Below are 19048 nucleotides of genomic sequence, written 5' to 3'. Positions count from 1 at the left end.
CTTGAGACCGATCACCGCGTTGTCCTGGTCGACTGCGGGCTATTTCAGGGTTCGAAGACCGAAAAGGAACGGGATTGCCGGCCGTTTCCCGTCGCGCCCGCCAAGATGGATGCGGTGATCCGCGGTGGCAGGCAGGGCCGCATGGCCGACGCACTCTCGCGTCTCGACTTCGTCATCATGGACAAGCTGGGCGACCTGCCCTTCGCCCAGTCCGGCGGCCAGTTCCTGTTCCATCTGATCAGCTGCCTCTACGAAAACACGTCGATCATCGTCACCACCAACCTCGTCTTCGGCCTATGGCCCACCGTCTACGGCGACGCCAAGATGACGACAGCGCTCCTCGACCGCCTGACCCACCACTGCGAGATCGACGACACCGGCAACGAAAGCGGGCGCTTCAAGAACCGCGCCGGCCATCACGCCGCGCCCATGATCAGGACCTGAGCCGCCTCCCCCACCTGCAAGTTCGGTCGGCTCAGGCGGTGATTTCGCCCCACCGGGCGGTCAGGATTGGATGCCGATCCGGGGTCAGTCCTGCGCGCCGATGGACAGTCAGATGATCACCGGTCTCGTCGCGGCGCTTTGCAGCAGGCCGAGGATGGAACGATCCGCGGCGATGCCGTGCGGCTGGTGAATCCGGAGGACCGGCTGAACGACTGGCTGGCCATCGCGCAGTTCACGGTGATCGACAACGGCAACAACCGGCGCCCGGATGTGGTGGTGTTCCTGAACGGGCTGCCGGTTGGCGTGATCGAGGTGAAGAAGCCGGGGGCCGAGACCGCGACGCTGGGCGCGGCTGTCAACCGGTTGCAGACCTGCAAGTCGCAGATCCCCTTGCTGTTCCGCGCCCATGCGGTGCTGGTCACGACCGACGGTCTCCAGGCCTGCACAGGCTCGCTGACCGCCGATCCGGAACGCTTCATGCCCTGACGTCCGACCGATGGCGCCGATGCGGCGCACAAGGGCGCCCCGGAAATGCCGGTGCGGATCGAGGGAGTGTTCACGCGGCCGCGCCTTCTGCCGCTGATGCAGGATCTTGCGGTGTTCGGCGACACACCCGGCGGCATTGCGAAGATCGTCGCGGGCCATCACCAAGACCACGCAGGGAAGCGGGCCGCGGCTGGCACGGTTGAGGCCGGCCGGTCGGGTGGCGACCGCAAGGCCGGCGTGATCGGGCACACGCAAGGGTCGGGCAAGAGCCTGCTCATGGCCTTCGATGCCGGGCAGTTGGTGCGCGACAGTGCCGGTCTGCTACGAGAGCCGCCTGGAGCCCATCGAGCTGCCCGAGGGGGAAAAGCCCAAGGTCGATGCCAAGATCAAGGACCTGACCGAGGATGAGGCCGCCAGCGAGAAGCCGCGCCTGCAGCGGCAGTGGTCGACGGTAGAGGCACCGGTCACAGCCGAAAAGCGGTTGTGCATGGTGGTCGAGGGCCTTGTCGCCCGTTTCCAGGCGCGGGCGCAGGTGCTGTCAAACGAAGGCGAACCCGTCTCCGTTCCCCCAGCCCCACTTGCCGATCAGGCCGCGAGAAGGCCGCGCCACTCGGCGAGAGCGGCGGCGCGGGTCTGCTTGTAGGTGTTGCGGTCTTGCAGGTGACGCTCCGTCGGCAAGCGGGTGTGGGCCGAGGCAGGGACGGAGGCGAGCTTCTGCAGCGGTCGCATGCGCCGGAACCGCAACATCGCCCGCTCCCGTCATCGGAACGGCAGGTGCGAGCACTGGGCCCGGTTGTTGAGCCAGCGCCCCGTTTCGCAGTCGTCGCCGCGGCCCAGGTCCTTCAGATCGGCACCATAGGACCGCAGCCGATCCGTCACGATGGTCTCGGGCCGCCCGTGCCGTTTCATCGATTTCTTGAGGAATTTCAGCGCTGCCTTGCGATCGCGGGCCTTGGTGACGATGCTTTCCGGCACCTCGCCTTCATGATCGACAGCCCGCCAAAGGTAATGCGTCACCCCGTTGATCTTCACGTAGACCTCGTCCAGGTGCCACTGCCAGTGACGATGCGCGCGCATCGCCTCCACCCTTCGGCCCCTGATCTCGGCGGCGATCATCGGGCCGAACCTGTTCCACCAGTACCGCACGGTCTCATGGCTGATCTCGATGCCCCGCTCGTGCAGGAGATCCTCGACGTTGCGAAGTGACAGCGGGAATCGGATATCGAGCATCACCGCCAGGCGGATGATCTCGGGGCTCGTCTTGAAGTGGCGGAAGGGGGAGCGTTCGGTCATCCCGGGCGGCCAGCCGGGCACCCAGGTCGGCCCGGGCCAAGTTCTTCTGACAACACCGGATCATAGCATGTCATCCCGCGGATGTTGCGCAAGGCAAGGATCGTCGATCCACCGAAACCCAAGCATCACGCGTCAAAGGTCGCGACAGAACCGCCCTCAGCGACCCGCGCACGGGTCACCATCCTTGACGCCGAGCGTCAACTGGACTTTGCTTCCGGGGTGGCGCAGGGAATGGTCCCGGCGGGGTGGCGCAGTCTGATGGTGTCGGAGTGGCATCCGGCGCGGCTGTCCCCTGGCCGCAAGAAGGATTTCGGTCGGGCCATGAAAAGACCGTCGCGTGCCACCAGGCTGGCAAGCCCCCGAACCGCACCGATGGCCGGACGGGCACTCCGGTCCGGCGACGGGTCCGGAAGCTGAACCGCCATGCACCGCTACCGCTTTGTCCTGTTGCGCCCGTTCCAGATGCTTCCGGTGTTGGCCGGGATCTCGGTGATCACCTTCGTGCTGGTCCGGCTTATTCCGGGTGACCCGGCGCGTATCCTTCTGGGCACCCGCGCCACCGCCTCGGCCATCGCCAAGATCCGCGCCCAGTATGGCCTGGATGAGCCGATGTGGATGCAATACCTCTATTTCCTCAAGAACCTGTCGGTCGGTGAGATGGGCCGCTCGACGCTGTACAAGATCGACGTCCTGCGCCTGATCGCCACCCGGATCGAGCCGACGCTGGCCCTGGTGGCCGTCGGCGTGGTCCTGGCGCTGGTGATCTCGGTGCCCTTTGCCGCCGTCTCTGCCCGCCGGCAGGGCAGTGTGGCGGACCATGCCGTGCGGCTGGTCTCCACCGCGGGCATAGGGTTTCCGTCGTTCTGGCTGGGGGCAATCCTGATCATCCTGTTCTCGCTCAAGCTCGACTGGCTGCCGGTCTCGGGCTACGGCGAGACCTTGCCCGACAAGCTGGTGCACCTGGTGTTGCCCGGCCTGACCATCGCGCTGTCGCTGTCGGCGGTGATCACGCGGTCGCTCAGGGCGGGGATGATCGCCGGGCTGTCGTCGGACATCGCCACCGCGGCGCGGGCGCGCGGGATGCCCGAAGGCGTGGTATTCTGGCGCCATGTGGTGCCGAACGCGCTGGTGCCCACGGTAAATCTGCTGGCCGTCAACATCGGCTGGCTGATCGGCGGCACCGTGGTGGTGGAAAGCGTCTTTGCCATTCCGGGACTGGGGCAGTTGATGGTCCGCGGCATCTTCAGCCGCGACTACATGGTGGTGCAGGGCGTGGCGCTGACCTTCGCGGTGGCGACCGTGCTGGTGAACTTCCTGGCGGACATCATCACCGTCGCGCTTGATCCAAGGGTCAAGCTGTGACCGCGCGGCCCGCCTTCGCCCCGCGCTGGAGCGCCCGGTTCGGCCGGCGCCCGATGCTGGCCGCGGGGCTGTCGATTCTGGGCGGCTTCGTCCTGCTGGCCGTGCTGGCGCCCTGGATCGCCCCCTACGACCCCATCCTGCACAGCAAGGGGGCCGAATTGCTGCCGCCCTCGCTGGCGCATCCCTTCGGTACCGACAACTTCGGCCGCGACGTGCTGAGCCGGGTGATCTGGGGCGCGCGGATCGACCTGCAGATCGCCGTGATCGGCGTGGCGTTCCCGTTCCTGATCGGCACCGTGGTCGGCACGGTGGCGGGGTTCTTCGGCGGCTGGGTCGACACCGTCTTCATGCGGCTGGTCGACGTGGTGCTGGCCTTTCCCTTCCTGGTGCTGATGCTGTCGATCATCACCATCCTGGGGCCGGGGCTGGGCAGTTTCTACATCGCCATGGCGCTGGTCGGCTGGGTCAGCTACGCGCGGCTGATCCGGGCGCAGATCCTGGTCCTGAAGACGCAGGACTTCGCCGTTGCCGCCGCCAGCCTGGGGTTTTCCCGCACCCGGATCATGTTCCGCCACCTTTTGCCCAACGCGCTGGCCGGATCGCTGGTCTTCGTCATGTCCGACGCGGTGCTGGTGCTGCTGAACGGTGCCGCGATCAGCTACCTGGGCCTGGGCGTGCAGCCCCCCATGGCCGAATGGGGCATCATGGTGGCCGAGGCGCAGGGCTTTCTGACCCAGGCCTGGTGGATCACCCTGTTCCCGGGCCTGGCCATCGTCACCCTCGCCTTCGGCTTTTCGCTGACCGGCGACGCGCTGGCCGATCTGATGGGGGTGCATGAATGACCCCGCAACTGGCCATCGACGATCTCTCCGTCGTCCATCGTGGCCCCGAGGGCGAGAAGCTGCTCCTGGACCGCATCTCGCTGAGCCTGAACCGGGCCGAGATCCTGGGCCTGGTCGGCGAAAGCGGCTCGGGCAAAAGCCTGCTGTGCCGCGCGGTGATGGGCCTTCTGCCCTCGCGCCAGTTGCAGGTGACGGGCGGCTCGGTCCGGCTGGACGGCGAGGAAATCCTGTCCGGCGCCCGGCTGGACCTGATCCGCGGCCGCCGCATCGGCATGATCTTCCAGAACCCCACCAGCCACCTGGACCCGATGATGAGGATCGGCGCCCAGATCGGCGAAGGCCTGCGCCATCACCGCGGCCTGACCGGTGCCGAGGCGCGGGCCGAGGCGGTGTCGCTCCTGGCGCAGGTGGGCTTTCCCGATCCGGTCCGCGCCTGTGCGTCCCATGCCCACCAGTTCTCGGGCGGGATGCGGCAGCGCGCGATGATCGCCATCGCGCTGGCCTGCGATCCGGAACTGCTGATCGCCGACGAACCGACCACCGCGCTGGACGTGACCATCCAGGCCCAGATCCTGCGGCTGCTGACCGAGTTGCGTGACCGGCGCGGGTTGTCGATCATCCTGATCACGCATGACCTGGGCGTGGTGGCGCAGACCTGCGACCGGATCGCCGTCATGCGCCAAGGCCAGATTGTCGAGACGGGTGAGAAGCGGGCGCTGCTGGCGCGGCCGCAGCACCCCTATACCCGCGATCTGATTGCCTCGCATCCCTCGCTGGCCCATGCGGGCGACCATCTGCCCCCCGACCGCATCCACCAGCCGGTGTTCGAAACCCGCGATCTGGAGGTACGGTTTCCCATTGGCGGCGGGCTCTTCCGCCGCAAGCAGGAGATGCGGGCGGTCAAGGGCGTCACCCTGCGCATCTGGCCGGGCGAGACGGTTGGGATCGTGGGCGAAAGCGGGTCGGGGAAAAGCACTCTGGCGCGGGCGATGCTGGGCCTGACGCCCATCACCTCGGGCACGGTGCTGTTCGACGGGCTGGACCTGAGCGCCGACCGCGCCGCCACCCTGCGGCGGCTGCGGTCCGAGGCGGCGATGGTGTTCCAGGACCCGTTCAACTCGCTGAACCCGCGGATGACCATCGGCGCCACGCTGGACGAGGTCTTGCGGACGCAGGGCGAAACCCCGCCCGAGCGCATTCCGGCGCGGATCGACGAATTGCTGACCATGGTCGGCCTCGACGCCAGCTTCGCCCGCCGCCGCCCGCGCAGCCTGTCGGGCGGGCAATGCCAGCGCGCCGGCATCGCCCGGGCGCTGGCGGTGAACCCGCGCGTCATCATCGCCGACGAATGCGTGGCCGCGCTGGACGTGACCATCCAGGCCCAGATCGTTGACCTGTTCCGGCAGTTGACCGCCACCTCGGGCCTGACGCTGGTGTTCATCGCCCATGACCTGGCCATCGTGCGCCACCTTTGCGAACGGGTCGTCGTCATGCATCATGGCGAAATCGTCGAGGACGGCCCCTCGACCCGTGTCTTCGCCCGGCCCGAACGTCCCTATACCGCGGCCCTGATCGCCGCGATCCCCGACATCGACCCAGACCGCCCCATCAACGGCGGCACCCCAACCCCCAACCAGCAGGAGCTTGCGACATGATACGGAATTGGGCGAAAGCCGCCCTTCTTGGGCTTGCGGTCTCGACCGCGCTTGTCTCGGTGGCCGAGGCGCAAGGCGTATTGACCATCGGCCGGCGCGAGGATGGCACCACCTTCGACCCCATCGCCACGGCGCAGAACGTGGATTTCTGGGTGTTCTCCAACGTGTTCGACGTGCTGGTGCGGGTGGACAAGGCCGGCCAGGAGCTGCTGCCGGGCCTGGCCGAAAGCTGGGAAGCCTCGGCCGACGGGCTGACCTACACCTTCCGCCTGCGCGAGGCGAAATTCTCGGACGGCAGCCCCGTCACCGCCGAGGACGCCGCCTATTCGTTGACCCGCATCCGCGACAGCGAGTTGTCGCTTTGGTCGGACAGCTACAAGATCATCAAGGACATCCAGACCCCGGATGCCAAGACCCTGGTGATCACCCTGAACGGCCCCTCGGCGCCGTTCCTGTCCACCCTGGCCATGCCCGGCGCCTCGGTCGTTTCGAAGGCGGCGATGGAATCGATGGGCGAAGAGGCCTTTGCCGAAAAGCCGGTCGGCTCGGGCGCCTTCATGGTGCAGGAATGGCGGCGCGGCGACCGGGTGATCCTGGTCAAGAACCCGAACTACTGGGACGCTGCCAATGTCAGTCTGGACGGGGTGGAGTGGATTTCCGTGCCCGACGACAACACCCGCATGCTGGCGGTGCAAGCGGGCGAACTGGACGCAGCGATCTTCGTGCCGTTCTCACGCGTGGCCGAGCTGTCGGCCGACCCGAACCTGACCATGGTCATCGATCCGTCCACCCGCGAAGACCATCTGCTGCTGAACCACGAACACCCGCCGCTGGACAATCCGAAGGTGCGCGAGGCGATCGACCTTGCCATCGACAAGCAGGCCATTGTCGATACCGTTCTCTTCGGCCAGGGCGAGGTGGCCAACAGCTATGTGCCGAAGGGCGCGCTCTACCACAGCGATGACAACGGCGCGCGCGGGTTCGACCCGGAAAAGGCCAAGGCGCTGCTGGCAGAGGCGGGCGTCGGCGATGTCGCGCTGACCTATGTGGTCAACGCCGGCAACGAGGTGGACGAGCAGATCGCCGTGCTGTTGCAGCAGCAACTTGCCGCCGTGGGCATCACCGCGAACCTGCAGAAGATGGACCCGAGCCAGACCTGGGACATGCTGATCAACGGCGAGTATGACCTGTCGGTGATGTACTGGACCAACGACATCCTCGACCCCGACCAGAAGACCACCTTCGTCCTGGGCCATGACGTGAACATGAACTACATGACCCGCTACCAGAACGACACGGTCAAGCAGCTGGTGGCCGATGCCCGGCTGGAGATGGACCCCGCCAAGCGGGCGGCGATCTATGCCGAGATCCAGAAGCTGGCCAAGGCCGACACCCACTGGATCGACCTCTACTACAGCCCCTACATCAGCGTGACCCGCAAGGGGATTGCGAACTTCGGCCAGAACCCGCTGGGCCGGTTCTTCCTTGAGGAAACGACGAAATCCGAATGACAGCCTCGCGGCGGCTCCATTCACCGGGGCCGCCGCTTTCTCTTGCACAGGTGCCACGATGACCCGGATCGACCAAGCCGCCCTTGACGCAGCACTTGACGCCTTGCCCAAGCGCTTTCCCGGCCCCGGAGGCGTGGCCGGCGTGATGCAGGACGGCAAGGTTGTTGCCGCCCGCGCCTGGGGCCACGCCAATGTCGACACCGGCGTGCCGATGACCCCCGGCACCCGGCTGCCGATCTGCTCGATCTCCAAGCAGTTCACCTGCCAGGTGCTGCTGGCCACCGCGGGCGATCCCGACCGGCTGAACGCCCGCGTGGCCGAGTATCTGCCGAACTTCACCGGCCCGCTGCCGACCGTGACCCAGCTTTGCGCCAACCAGTCGGGCCTGCGCGACTATTGGGCCCTGACGGTGCTGCACGGGGCCTTCGCCGAACAGACCTTCGCGCGCGCCGACGCCCTGCCGCTGATCGCGCGGATGAAGACCGGGCATTTCGCCCCCGGCAGCCGCTATTCCTACTGCAACTGCAACTTCCGCATCGTCTCGGAACTGATCGAGAGCGAGACGGGCGAGCCGCTGGACCGGCTCTACGCCCGCCACATCTGGGAACCGGCCGGGATGAAGACTGCCGTGCTGACCGCCGACACGCGCCATCCGGCCGATGGCGTCGTGGGCTACGAAGGCACCCAGGCGACCGGGTATTTCCCCGCCGACAACGCCATCTTCTGGATCGGCGATGCCGGCATTTCGGCCTCGCTGACCGACATGCTGGCCTACGAGGCCTGGATCGACGCCACCCGCGACGACCCGGCCAGCCTGTACCGCCGCGCCTCGGCCCCGCCAACGTTTTCCGACGGCACCCCGGCCTACTACGGCTATGGCCTGGCGCATGAAACCATCGCCGGGCTGGCCTTCACCGGTCATGCCGGCGCGCTGCGGGGGTTCCGCGCGCAAAGGCTGAACGCGCGCGAGGCGCGGCTGTCGGTGGTGGTGATGTTCAATCACGAGGCCAGTTGCCATGCCGCCGCCGAAAGCCTGGTCCTTGCGGCCCTGGGCCAGCCCGAACCCGCCGCCCCGCCGATCCCGGATGGCTGGGACGGCCAGTGGCTGGGCCCCGACAACCTGGTGACCCGCATCTCCTGTGGCCGCACCTCGGCCGTGCTCTCGCACGCAACGATTCCTGACACGGTGACCCTGGCCCCTGATGGCACGCTGGTCGCGCCCGGCGTGGTGCTGCGGCGCCAGGGCGACCGGCTGGAGATGCAGCGCATTGCCGACAACACCAGTGCGATCCTGCCTCCGCTGGCCGTGGTCGACGCGGGCGATGCGGCCGAACTTGCCGGTTGCTACGCATCGACCGAGCTTGAGGCCGACGTGACCATCGAGGCGCGGGATGGCGGTGTCCATGCACGGTTCGCCGGCATGCTGGGCAAGGGCCGGATGGAACGGATCGAGCCGGCCGGCAAGGACGTCTGGATCATCGCCACCCGGCGCTCGATGGATGCTCCTGCGCCTGGCGACTGGACGCTGCTCGTCCGGCGCGACGGCGGAGGCAGGATCGTCGGCCTGACCCTGGGCTGCTGGCTGGCCCACGGGATCGAATACCGACGGGTCTGATCCGGCCGGCGCACCGCGTCCGGTCAGACTGGTCCCGGGCGCGCAGAGCGGACGGCCACGGCGACAACAGCGGAAGTCCACCGGTTTCGTCGCGATCAAGATGGCTCTGACGATGGGTTGGCTGGCTCCTCCTGACGGCACTTGTGCCACAGTGATCCAGGCAGGATCAGAAGGATTTGGCCATGCAGGTGCTGTTGCACAGATCGGCTGACGGCCAGACTGCCCGTTTCCCCGGACAGACCTGTCCCACGGCCTGTGTGACGGGGATGCCGAGGGCGGTGTGACCGTTCAGGATATCGCAGGTGCGCGCCACCGGTTCCAGCGACCTGCGATGAACACGAACCCGGGACTCCGCGGCCTGACGGTCGAAGTCCCGGGCCATGAGGCGCTGGCCCGGCAGTTTCGCTTCGCGGGCCTTCGGTTCACCCGGTGCATCCAGGTTTCGACGCGGCGTCTGCGGTGGTAGCCGCTCCGCCTTCGCCAGAGCGCGCGGCAGCCCCTGCCGTGATCGCCTTCCACGGCTTGGCATTCCTGCGGGGCGGGATGACGGCAGCGCCCCTTTCTGCGATGGCGTCGTGGCCGTTTCGAGTGCCGCAGGCGCCGTCGGCCGTGACCCTGGCGATGTCCTGATCGGCGGGGATCCGGGCCAGTAGTCCGGGCAGCATGGGCGCACCGCCGATGTCGCCGCTGGTGCCCTCGACCGCCCTGATCTCCAGTGTTTCCTCATCGATCCCGAGATGGATCCTGCGCCGCCCAGGCCGGGCCAGGATCAAACCAGACCGTCAGCGACCCGCGGCGCTTGAGCGCCCTGTCATGCACGGGCCAGGTCAGGGTCCTGCAAGCCGGTGTGTTCGGTCTGCTCAACCACCCCAACTCTCACGCCGGATTCAAGCGGTGACTCCCGGACGGGATTGGTGCGACAGGGCCCACAAGAGAACATGACGTATTTCGCCTTGCTCTGAGCGCAAGGCCGATCGCGTGCAGGGCACACCTACAGAGGAAGGGGATTCGCTGCAGTTGATCCAGATCCTGGTGACCTCCGCCCGAAAACCAGGGCTAGCTGCTCAAACGGGCATCAGGCGATACGTGGCATTCCAGGTGGGGCCGCCAGTCTGGAGTGGGAACAAAGATGGGGACATGCTCCAAGCTCTGCAGTAAAATCAAATTATTTCATATGGTTGTGATGAAAAATTGGCAGCGGGAACAGGCCTGCGGTCGAACCTTCTCTTGTGGATGCCGCCCTCATTTGCAAGGAATTTCTGAACCTTAGACATGTGATCGAGTGCGGACTCTTGTCAGGCCTGATAGCGCGGCCTATTGGATGCCGCTGGCCAAGATGGAGATGCGCGGACCGCGACCAAATCTCCAACAACGAGCTCGAAACTCTGAGAAGGTTTCTGGTTTGCCCAACCCGGATCATGTCGATCATTTGCCCATTCGGATCATGCCTTCCTCATAACTCTGCGTTCCGGTTTCGCGTTCTGCTGCCGGATCAAGCAGCGCTGGCGATCACCGGATCGCGATAGTCTTTACCGCGCGTGAGCATCGCCCAGAGTCCGCGCGCCATCTTGTTGGCCAGTGCGAAGGCCGCGACCATCGGTGGCTTGCGTTCCAACATGCGCTCAAGCCAGGGGTTTTGCGGTGTGCCTCGGCGCAGGGCCCAGCGGATCACGGCCATTGCGCCGGTGATCAGCAGACGGCGAATGTCGCGTTGCCCCATCTTCGAGGTTTTTCCAAGCCGTTGCTTGCCGCCGGTCGACGCCTGTCGCGGCACGAGCCCAAGCCAAGCTGTAAAGTCGCGGCCGCGCTTGAACTGCTCCATCGGCGGCGCGAAGGTCTCGACTGCCAGAGCGCTGATCGGACCCACACCCGGCATTGTCTGCAGGCGGCGGGATGTCTCGCCTTCCCTTGCAATCGCGTCGATCCTCTTCTTCATGGCATTGATACGGGCGGTCAGATGCGTGATCTGGTCCAGGAGTTCACTGCAGATTTCCCGGGCGAGCGGCGGCAAATCGGAGTTTGCGTCCTTGATGAGGGCGCCAAGGCGCGGAAGATAGCCGATCCCCTCGGGCGCGATGAAACCGAACTCGTACAGGTGCGACCGCAGCGCATTGACCGCTTCTGTGCGCTGTTTCACGAACTGCTCGCGAGTGCGGAACAGGATGGAGCGCGATTGCTGGTCGCTGGTCTTCGGCTCGACATAGCGCATGGTCGGGCGCAGCGCCGCTTCCACGATCGCCTCCGCGTCCGCCGCGTCGTTTTTCTGCCTTTTGATGAACGGCTTGACATAGCGCGGTGCGATCAGTTTCACCTCATGGCCGACCCGCACCAGTTCCCGCGCCCAGTGATCCGCACCACCGCAGGCCTCCATCACCACGAGGCATTGCGGATGCTCCGCCATGAAGCGCTGGAACTGCGGTCGCGACAGCTTCTTGCGGAACATGACTGAACCATCCGCGGCCGCGCCGTGCAGCTGGAACACGTTCTTTGCCAGGTCGACGCCGATAGTGCTAACTTCCTTCATGGATGACCGGCGCGAAGCTGCGCGAACAACGCATGGCCGCGCGGCTGACACAGGCCGAACGGGCGGCACGCGCGGGCTTCGACCGGGAGGCGGTGTTCTATTGGGAAGCCAAGCCGGTTGTCCCGCTTCGCTACGGCGCGCCCCGCCGCTTTGCCGAAGTGCTGGACCTGCCCGAACTGCGGGATTTCATCCTATCAAGTGCGTGCACGTGGGGATGGCGTGTTACCGACCCCCTGCAAGCGATGATTGACCGCTTGGTGGCTGCGGAGGGGACGCGGATCAAGGCACGAGACGCCCAGCGCCGGGCCAAGGCCCGCGTGCTTTGCGGGGCGAGAACGCACAAGGGGCTTGCCTCTCGGCTGCTGAGTGAACCCGGCAAGCGGCGCTGCAAGTTTCACGGCGGGAAATCCACCGGGGCCAAGAGGCAGAAGGACGCGTGAGGATTGCCGAAACACAGCGGCGGCGCTGGGCACGGACCAGCCCGTCTGACTCCACACCGTGCACACCTGCCTTTCCAGAATGCAGGAAAACAACACCATTGGGCACGCGCGCGGGGATTGCCAGGCATGGCCTTCGAGGACGCCGACCTCTTCGGCCGTCCGGACCTCGAAACCCGGTCCGTCGCCGTCGCGAACGTCGGCGAGGTGCTGGACGCGGTGGGGCAGACGGAAGGACTTTTCGGCCTCGCTTGTGGAATCGGTCAGGGCGAATTTCCCAGAGACGCGCGCTCCGGGACTTGTCAGCGTGGAGGCGATGGCCGTTCGACCGGTTTTGCTTTGCTTCCTGTGGGTTGCGGTCTGTACCTTGACGGGGGTGACCGGCAAAGACCCCTGCGAGCCCTTCACGATGGCGTAGGGGTCTCCGTCCATCGTGCGCAGGTAGCTTTCTGCGCGTCGCAGGGCCAGGCGCAGGGAGATTTCGTCTTCAGTCCGGCTGCCGAGTTCGACCGTTCGGAAGACGCAGTCGAGGTGAACGCTTGCGGTGCCGGCCTTGGTGAATGCGGCGATCCAGCCATCCAACCGGAGCACATCTCCGAGGATGCGCTTGTCGTTGGTGGAACTTGGCATGACTGGCCTCTGATACGCTCAATCACCAGCTTATGCGTTGGAACCGGGAGTTCAAGCGCCGCGATCCAAGGCCCTTTTCCCCTTGCCCCCGCCCGCCTTCCTCAATAAACACGCCGGCGGAGATGTGGCCGAGTGGTCGAAGGCACGCCCCTGCTAAGGGCGCAGACCTCTAAAGGGTCTCGAGGGTTCGAATCCCTTCGTCTCCGCCACCCCCATCAAGCGCATCGACAAGTCAGGCGCTTGAATTCCCTTGAAAATTTAGCTATTGATATGGGTGGAGCATGGGTGATGAGTGGCCTTTGCTACACAATTTGCTACACATTCTGCTGCACAACTGCGCCTCTTTTCGGGCAGTCGTGGCGCCGACGGAGCGGGCATGACCATCAAGCCGCGATCGAAGAAGGGCACTCTTGAACTGCGCCGCCGCGTGCCGAGGAAGTATGCGGCGGTCGAGCCGCGAACGTTCGTCTGGGTTTCCCTGGATACGGATTCTCCCTCGGTCGCGGAAGCGCGGGCCGTCACGATCTGGCAGCAGCAGATCGCCAGATGGGACGCGCTGCTGGCCGGCGACACGACTGACGCGGAGGCGAGGCTCGATGTGGCCAGGGAACTGGTCGAGGCCAAGGGGTTTTCCTATACACCTGCAAGCACCCTGCTTGAGCAGCCCGTCCAACAGCTCTTGAAGCGCGTCGAGGCGATCGCCGTCAGGAAGGGCGTTCCCAGCCAGAGGGAAGCCGAGGCACTCCTCGGCACAGTTCCGGACCCCGGTCTCAAGATCAGCCGGGCGCTTGATCTCTTCTGGCAGCTGACCGCAAGCGACCTGATCGGCAAGAGCGAGGATCAGGTTCGCCGTGCGAAGAACCCGGTCACGAAGGCCGTCAGGAACCTGATTGAGGTGATCGGCGACAAGCGGATCGACGCAATCAGCCGCGATGACATGCTGGATTTCCGCGACTGGTGGGCCGAGCGGATGGAGAAGGGCGACCTGACCGCGAACTCGGCGAACAAGGATCTGACCCATATCGGAAAGGTGCTGAAGCGGGTCAACGAGCTCAAGCGCCTTGGGCTGGACCTTCCCCTCGGTGGACTGGCCTTCAAGCAGGGCGATGCCGACCAGCGCCCACCGTTCTCGCGCGAATGGATCACCACGCGGCTGCTCGCACCAGGTGCGCTCTCCGGCCTGAACACCGAAGCGCGCTGCATCCTTCTGGGCATGATCAACACCGGCTACCGGCCAAGCGAGGGTGCAGCCCTGTTGCCGACGCACATCCAGCTGGACGGCACGGTGCCCCATATCCTGATCCGACCGGAGGGGCGGCAACTGAAGACCCGGAACGCGAAGCGGACGATCCCGCTCGCAGGTGTCAGCCTGCAGGCGCTTCGGGAGTGCCGGAACGGCTTTCCGCGGTATCGCGACAAGCCGGGCCTGTCGGCCACCATCAACAAGTTCCTGCGCGAGAACAGACTGATGGAGAGCGACGACCATGTCGTCTACAGCCTGCGTCACTCGTTCGAGGACCGGTTGCTGGCCGCCGGGGTCGACGAGCGCATTCGTAGGGACCTGATGGGACATGCCCTCGACCGCGAACGCTATGGCAGTGGCGCGTCTCTCGAGCAGGCGCACGAGATCGTTCAGCGCATCGCCCTTTGACGAGCCGCGATCTGCCGGGCGCGATCCAGGGCTGAAGTGCTCGCGTTCATCCGGTTCAACTCCTCTTCGATGTGCTGGAAGAAGGGCAGGAATGCTGTGTCCTTCGCGACGAGCGCCGCGAGAACGCCCAGGGCGATCTCGAGACGGTCGCGCTCGGCTTCAAGGGGAAGAGTGCATTCCATGCTCTTGGGATCTCGACGCTATCAGCCTCGAAGCTGCCACTGGGGCAGTTCGGCCCGCACAGACCTGTCCAGCCGTTCAAGCGCCTTGTTCAGCTCGACGATCTCCTTCAGCCGTTCCTTGCGCGTATCTGATTCGTCGAGGTCGTGGAGTTCGATCTGCCGAATACGATCGGCAATGACCTCTCGCTTGTAGTCGTTGATGAGGTCGGCGAGGGTCTTCGCGGCCTCGATCAGCAAGTCCACTTCCAGTTCGGCACGCCCGAGTGCGCCGCGGTAACTCGGCTCTCCGTCTTCGGTCGACGGGAACTCGAAGTGCCCCGAGGCCGAGACGGGGTCATTGTCATCTTGGAAGTTCGGGGGTTCACGGTTCATGCCATCGTAGCAGATCGCAAGATGATCGACGGCTGACGCCCGATCATCGTCGTCAAGCCAGGTGCCGAACGGCGGGCGGGGCAGAACATAGACCAGGTCAAGCTGCCGTTTGGCTCGGGCTCGGTCGCGTTCGACCTGAAGGCGTTTGCGCTCGGCTGCGGTCATTGCCATCTTCGGGGCCTCGCTGCGTGATGGTGAATGTGACGATAACAATCACATACTGCGCCGAAGTCCCCGCGTCAAGGGTGTGCAGAGGGCCTTCTTGCTGGGGTGCGCATGGACCAGGTCGCGATTCTGGAGAGGTAGACCAGCCCTCGACGGTGCGCATTGCCGAGTGGTTGAGACTTTCGACAACTGTGCCCGCTCGGCCCCATCGAAACCGAAGATCGACAGCAAAGATCGACAGAAATCTATCCAGATGCACAAATTTCCCATATATGTTAGGGGGAAGAGGTGGAACCAGGATCGACAGAATGATCGAGACTCCCGGACGGATCGAACCTTGCCTGTTCGAAGAACGGGTTCCTGCGGTCCTGGCCGATCTGGCCGTCGAACTGATGCGCGCGGCGGACCAGTTGGGCCGCGGGCTGCATCCTGACAGCGCGGCCGAGTTGGCTGACCTCGTCCGGATGATGAACTGCTACTACTCGAACCTGATCGAGGGTCACAACACCCGTCCGAGGGACATTGAAGCTGCCCTAGCGGGCGCCGAACTCGCCGAGGAAACCCGCCCACTGGCGTTGGAGGCGCGGGCACACGTGATCGTCCAGCGCGAGATCGACCGACGCTTCAGGGAAGGTCGGCTGGGTTCGGCAACGGATCCGGCGTTCCTCGCCTGGGTGCACCAGGCGTTCTACAGCGAGATGCCACCCGAATTCCGCTTTGTGACCTATCCCGATGGGACGACAGCAGCGATCATCCCCGGACGATTTCGGGGCGAAGGCGATCACGAGGTCGCGGTCGGACGGCACCAACCGCCCTCCTCTCATCGGGTTGCCGCGTTCCTTGATCATTTCGCAATGCGGTTCCGGTCGGCCGAAGCGTCGCCGAGTGGCCGCATCATTGCGATTGCTGCGGCACACCACCGGCTGAACTACATCCACCCCTTCCCGGACGGCAACGGCAGGGTCAGCCGCCTGATGTCCCATGCCATGGCACTGCAGGCCGGGATCGGCGGGCATGGGCTGTGGTCCGTGTCACGCGGCCTCGCGCGAGGGCTCAAGGACAGTGGCGAATATATGCGGATGATGGACATGGCTGACAGTCCCCGGCGCGGCGATCGGGATGGTCGGGGAAACCTGTCCGAGGCTGCGCTCGAGACCTTCACGCGCTGGTTCATGGAGGTCATGCTGGACCAGATAACCTTTTCCAGCCGACTGTTCGACGTTGCCGGCCTCGAGGACCGCTATCGCCGGCTCGTCGCCGATGTGACCGGCGACAGGCGCGCACCCGACCTGATTTCGGCCGTGCTGAAGTTTGGCCGGATGGAACGGGGGGATGCCGCGATCGTGCTGAAGGTCTCGGCCGTCACGGCGCGCAAGACCTTGGGCGACCTGGTGAGGGCAGGGTTCCTGACCTCCGACAGCCCCAAGACCCCTGTGCGACTCGCCTTCCCCTTGGACTACCGCGAGCGGCTGTTCCCCAACCTGTTCACCGATGCTCCACCGGGATGATTCCCGGCGCTTGCGCTGGTGGCCTGCCTGAGGCGTGCAAGCACTCTTGATATCCATCCTGTTGTCCCTTGGTCCCACGGTCCCAGTGGGACCGGTGGGACCAGCTGCAAGGTGGGGCGAGCCAGCCAACCAGTCGCTTCGGGCCAAGTCATCGTCAGCTGCGATGAGCATTTGTGGGCTTTCGGACGCTTCCGGGGTCGCTACCGCCTCCTCCCTTCCGGGGAGATATGGAAATGTTGCTATCATAGCGAGATCACTATTGCAGTCCAATCATGATGGCAGTATATCATCAGCATCACGATTGGAGCGAAGGTAGCGCCGATGAACAGATCAAACTCCGCCCCCTACACCTGGGAAGAAATCGAGGATCAGGTGCGCAAAGCGATCCTCTGTCAGCTGTCGATCCTGCGGCTTTTCGGCCCAAGTTCTGAGAAGCTCGGAGAACTCTATCTCGGCATCGATCCCGATCTGCTGGACAACTATGATCCTGATCGGAAAGCGGGCTGGTTGGAGGAAGTGTTGCAGTCCATCCCGTTGCATCGCCACTATCTGCATCGCTTGGCGCGCAATGCTTTCGCCTATGCATATCAACTGGATGGTTGCGAAGCTGCAAACTACGAAGACTACCACTGCGTCGAGTGCGCCTTGGTCGGTGGGTTTCCGCAGTCGGACGAGGACGGCGAGCCATCGCCACTGAGCAGTATAAACGACTTTCCGCTGCGCCGGATGTTCGAGACCTTTATCGCCCGTTGGGACCTTTACAACGAGGAATACGACTGGGGATTATCGGTTCGAGCACTGTCGCTTCTTTCGAACATGACGATCCCGGCTGTGCGGACCTCTCTCAGCAAGGAGGGCTTCAAGCTCGACGTGGTTGCAGCCCAGGGCGACACCGGGCGTCGCGACGACGATAAGAGTGCCAAGTTGAGCTGCGCCGAAGCGTTGCGCTGGCTGTCTCGGCGACGTGGTTTCGTGCCGAACCGTGTGGCGATGAAGGACTCCTCAGACATTGCCATCACCGACATTCTCGCCAGCCCTGACCTCACCTTTGACCAGGCTTTGCAGAAGGCCGTGGTTGCCAGTGGGAAGAATGCTGATGTGCTTGCAAGCTCGATCGGGACGTCGCCCGCGTGGATTGAAAGTGTCGTGACCGGCGCGGTGGCGAACATCGATGTGGTGGCACTGCGCAACCTGGCAAGAGAACTGCGAGTCTCCGAGCCGGATTTCGTTGCAAAAGCGGTGCGCCACCTCATCAGCGTCGAGTTGGCGCAGAACAGGCAGATCACGGATTGAGCCCCAGATCAGCCCGCAGCCGCGGAGCCTTCCAGCCAACCTCGCAGTCCATCTGATCCAGCGGTCCGCCGAACCCTGACAGACTGATCGAGTTCCCACCCAGCCGGAATTGACGGGCCAGCTCTCTGGCCCGACCGGCAAGAAATGTCCAAAAAACCACCCTCCGGAAGTGACCTGAAAGCCCAGCGTTTTCAGGGCCGGGAAGGCTCATGCCGTGACGTTGTCCAGTGTTCCCTGTTCCTCATGTTCCTCTTCCTCGTTCTTTCTCTAGCCCCTTAGCTCTCCAGCTCTCCACGCCTCTGACCCTCTCACCACACCAACCACCACGACCACTCCCTCAAACGAAAGCAACAGCACACCATGGAAAACCATCATGACAAAGACGATGAATGTTGAGATCTCGCCGAAGCACTCGCTCTCCTTCAGCCCCTGGAGCAAGCTGACCAAGACGGAGAAGAACCGCGAGATCGTGCGTCTGGCACATCAGAATCGCGGGCGTGCGGTCACGCTGAACCTCTCACCGGACTTCGCGAATTACCTCATGGGTAACGAAGCGCCGATGCGTCAGGTCGGAAAGAGGACGCACGCTGAACTGAAGAAGCTTGATCTTCATCGGTTGCCGATCCTCCTGGTTCTCGAGGCTACCAAGGGTGACAGACGTCCGCATCTGCATGGCGCCTTTATCGCGAATGGTGTTCCGGAACAGGCAATCCAGAAAGCGATGCGCAGGGCGGTCGGATACGTCCCCGGTCGTTCCGGATCCCGTCAGTTCTTTGCGAAGGAAATTTTCGCGCCGGATGGGTGGTCGAACTACCTGTTGAAGGACAAGGGTTTCACGCAGAAGCTGCTGTCACTTGCCGATGATCGCAGGCTCTGGTGGGTCTCTCATTCGATGACCCGGTTGGTGCGTGACCACTACGAGGCTGTCCGCGCCCGGAAACTGCAGGCGGCAAACAACAACATCTCACCGGCATCCACCGGCAGCTGATCCTTCCGGACACCGAGTCCGGTCGATTCGAATTCCCATCACCCGCAACTCACCACCACGGTCGCTTCGGCCGTGACCAACCCAACCTTG

General features: G+C 64.6%; 15 protein-coding genes, 1 tRNA gene and 4 pseudogenes. 15 read left to right on the top strand and 5 right to left on the bottom strand.

The window, feature by feature from the left end:
* Nucleotides 1-117: 117 nt before the first annotated feature.
* The 4 genes and pseudogenes from LHP98_RS13050 to LHP98_RS13035 form a co-directional block, all read left to right on the top strand.
* A pseudogene (locus tag LHP98_RS13050) lies at nt 118-444 on the top strand (ATP-binding protein); the annotation flags it as partial.
* A gap of 66 nt (nt 445-510) precedes the next feature.
* A complete protein-coding gene (locus tag LHP98_RS13045) occupies nt 511-930 on the top strand; it encodes a type I restriction endonuclease (RefSeq protein ID WP_227252982.1) in 420 nt (139 codons plus the stop codon).
* Nucleotides 931-975: 45 nt separating this feature from the next.
* A pseudogene (locus tag LHP98_RS19705) lies at nt 976-1179 on the top strand (hypothetical protein); the annotation flags it as partial.
* Nucleotides 1180-1216: 37 nt separating this feature from the next.
* Nucleotides 1217-1573: a hypothetical protein gene (locus LHP98_RS13035; RefSeq protein ID WP_227253265.1), complete on the top strand. Its 357-nt coding sequence runs from the start codon at nt 1217-1219 to the stop codon at nt 1571-1573.
* On the opposite strand, the pseudogene LHP98_RS13030 reads toward LHP98_RS13035, so the two are convergent.
* A pseudogene (locus LHP98_RS13030) lies at nt 1516-2223 on the bottom strand (IS6 family transposase). The gene LHP98_RS13035 and the pseudogene LHP98_RS13030 overlap by 58 nt on opposite strands.
* Before the next feature lie 423 nt (nt 2224-2646).
* Between LHP98_RS13030 and LHP98_RS13025 the strand changes: the two are divergent.
* From LHP98_RS13025 to LHP98_RS13005, 5 genes are read left to right on the top strand one after another with little or no spacing between them, the layout of a single operon-like run.
* Complete coding sequence (locus LHP98_RS13025) at nt 2647-3585, top strand: ABC transporter permease (protein ID WP_227252981.1); 939 nt, start codon at nt 2647-2649, stop codon at nt 3583-3585.
* Entirely contained in the window at nt 3582-4427 is an 846-nt protein-coding gene (locus LHP98_RS13020; RefSeq protein ID WP_227252980.1) for an ABC transporter permease, read from the top strand. Before LHP98_RS13025 ends, LHP98_RS13020 begins: the two co-directional genes overlap by 4 nt.
* A complete protein-coding gene (locus LHP98_RS13015) occupies nt 4424-6082 on the top strand; it encodes a dipeptide ABC transporter ATP-binding protein (protein ID WP_227252979.1) in 1659 nt (552 codons plus the stop codon). The genes LHP98_RS13020 and LHP98_RS13015 overlap by 4 nt, the downstream gene beginning before the upstream one ends.
* Nucleotides 6079-7593: an ABC transporter substrate-binding protein gene (locus tag LHP98_RS13010; protein ID WP_227252978.1), complete on the top strand. Its 1515-nt coding sequence runs from the start codon at nt 6079-6081 to the stop codon at nt 7591-7593. Before LHP98_RS13015 ends, LHP98_RS13010 begins: the two co-directional genes overlap by 4 nt.
* Nucleotides 7594-7651: 58 nt before the next feature.
* Entirely contained in the window at nt 7652-9208 is a 1557-nt protein-coding gene (locus LHP98_RS13005; protein WP_227252977.1) for a D-aminopeptidase, read from the top strand.
* Between the two features lie 166 nt (nt 9209-9374).
* Here the strand turns inward: LHP98_RS13005 and LHP98_RS13000 are convergent.
* A pseudogene (locus LHP98_RS13000) lies at nt 9375-9957 on the bottom strand (transposase); the annotation flags it as partial.
* Between the two features lie 743 nt (nt 9958-10700).
* The gene (locus LHP98_RS12995; protein WP_227252976.1) at nt 10701-11732 is read right to left on the bottom strand and encodes an IS110 family transposase; all 1032 of its coding nucleotides are present in this window, start codon (nt 11730-11732) and stop codon (nt 10701-10703) included.
* 2 nt (nt 11733-11734) lie between these two features.
* Here LHP98_RS12995 and LHP98_RS12990 point away from each other — a divergent pair, with 2 nt between their 5' ends.
* The 3 genes from LHP98_RS12990 (at nt 11735) to LHP98_RS12980 (ending at nt 14450) form a co-directional block, all read left to right on the top strand.
* Nucleotides 11735-12172, top strand: a complete 438-nt coding sequence (locus LHP98_RS12990) for an HGGxSTG domain-containing protein (RefSeq protein ID WP_227252975.1) — start codon at nt 11735-11737, stop codon at nt 12170-12172.
* Nucleotides 12173-12917: 745 nt separating this feature from the next.
* Nucleotides 12918-13008: transfer RNA gene (locus tag LHP98_RS12985), tRNA-Ser, on the top strand.
* A 167-nt stretch (nt 13009-13175) separates the two neighbouring features.
* Nucleotides 13176-14450 carry a tyrosine-type recombinase/integrase gene (locus LHP98_RS12980; protein WP_227252974.1) on the top strand — a complete coding sequence of 425 codons (1275 nt, stop codon included), beginning with the start codon at nt 13176-13178 and terminating at the stop codon, nt 14448-14450.
* On the opposite strand, the gene LHP98_RS12975 is transcribed toward LHP98_RS12980, so the two are convergent.
* Both LHP98_RS12975 and LHP98_RS12970 read right to left on the bottom strand, forming a co-directional pair.
* Nucleotides 14432-14632 (bottom strand): hypothetical protein, encoded by a 201-nt coding sequence (locus LHP98_RS12975; RefSeq protein WP_227252973.1) that lies wholly within the window; start codon nt 14630-14632, stop codon nt 14432-14434. The genes LHP98_RS12980 and LHP98_RS12975 overlap by 19 nt on opposite strands.
* Before the next feature lie 21 nt (nt 14633-14653).
* Complete coding sequence (locus tag LHP98_RS12970; RefSeq protein WP_227252972.1) at nt 14654-15169, bottom strand: hypothetical protein; 516 nt, start codon at nt 15167-15169, stop codon at nt 14654-14656.
* Between the two features lie 308 nt (nt 15170-15477).
* On the opposite strand from LHP98_RS12970, the gene LHP98_RS12965 reads away from it, so the two are divergent.
* The 3 genes from LHP98_RS12965 to LHP98_RS12955 all read left to right on the top strand — a co-directional run bounded on the left by LHP98_RS12965 (nt 15478) and on the right by LHP98_RS12955 (nt 18958).
* A complete protein-coding gene (locus LHP98_RS12965; RefSeq protein ID WP_227252971.1) occupies nt 15478-16677 on the top strand; it encodes a Fic family protein in 1200 nt (399 codons plus the stop codon).
* A 321-nt stretch (nt 16678-16998) separates the two neighbouring features.
* Nucleotides 16999-17970 carry a hypothetical protein gene (locus LHP98_RS12960; RefSeq protein WP_227252970.1) on the top strand — a complete coding sequence of 324 codons (972 nt, stop codon included), beginning with the start codon at nt 16999-17001 and terminating at the stop codon, nt 17968-17970.
* 373 nt (nt 17971-18343) lie between these two features.
* Nucleotides 18344-18958 (top strand): hypothetical protein, encoded by a 615-nt coding sequence (locus tag LHP98_RS12955; protein WP_227252969.1) that lies wholly within the window; start codon nt 18344-18346, stop codon nt 18956-18958.
* Nucleotides 18959-19048 lie beyond the last annotated feature (90 nt).

The sequence above is a fragment of the Rhodobacter sp. Har01 genome (assembly GCF_020564565.1).
Lineage (GTDB): Bacteria > Pseudomonadota > Alphaproteobacteria > Rhodobacterales > Rhodobacteraceae > Pseudogemmobacter.
The sequence above is the reverse complement of the archived record's forward strand: the minus strand, read 5'-3'. Positions and strand labels throughout refer to the sequence as shown.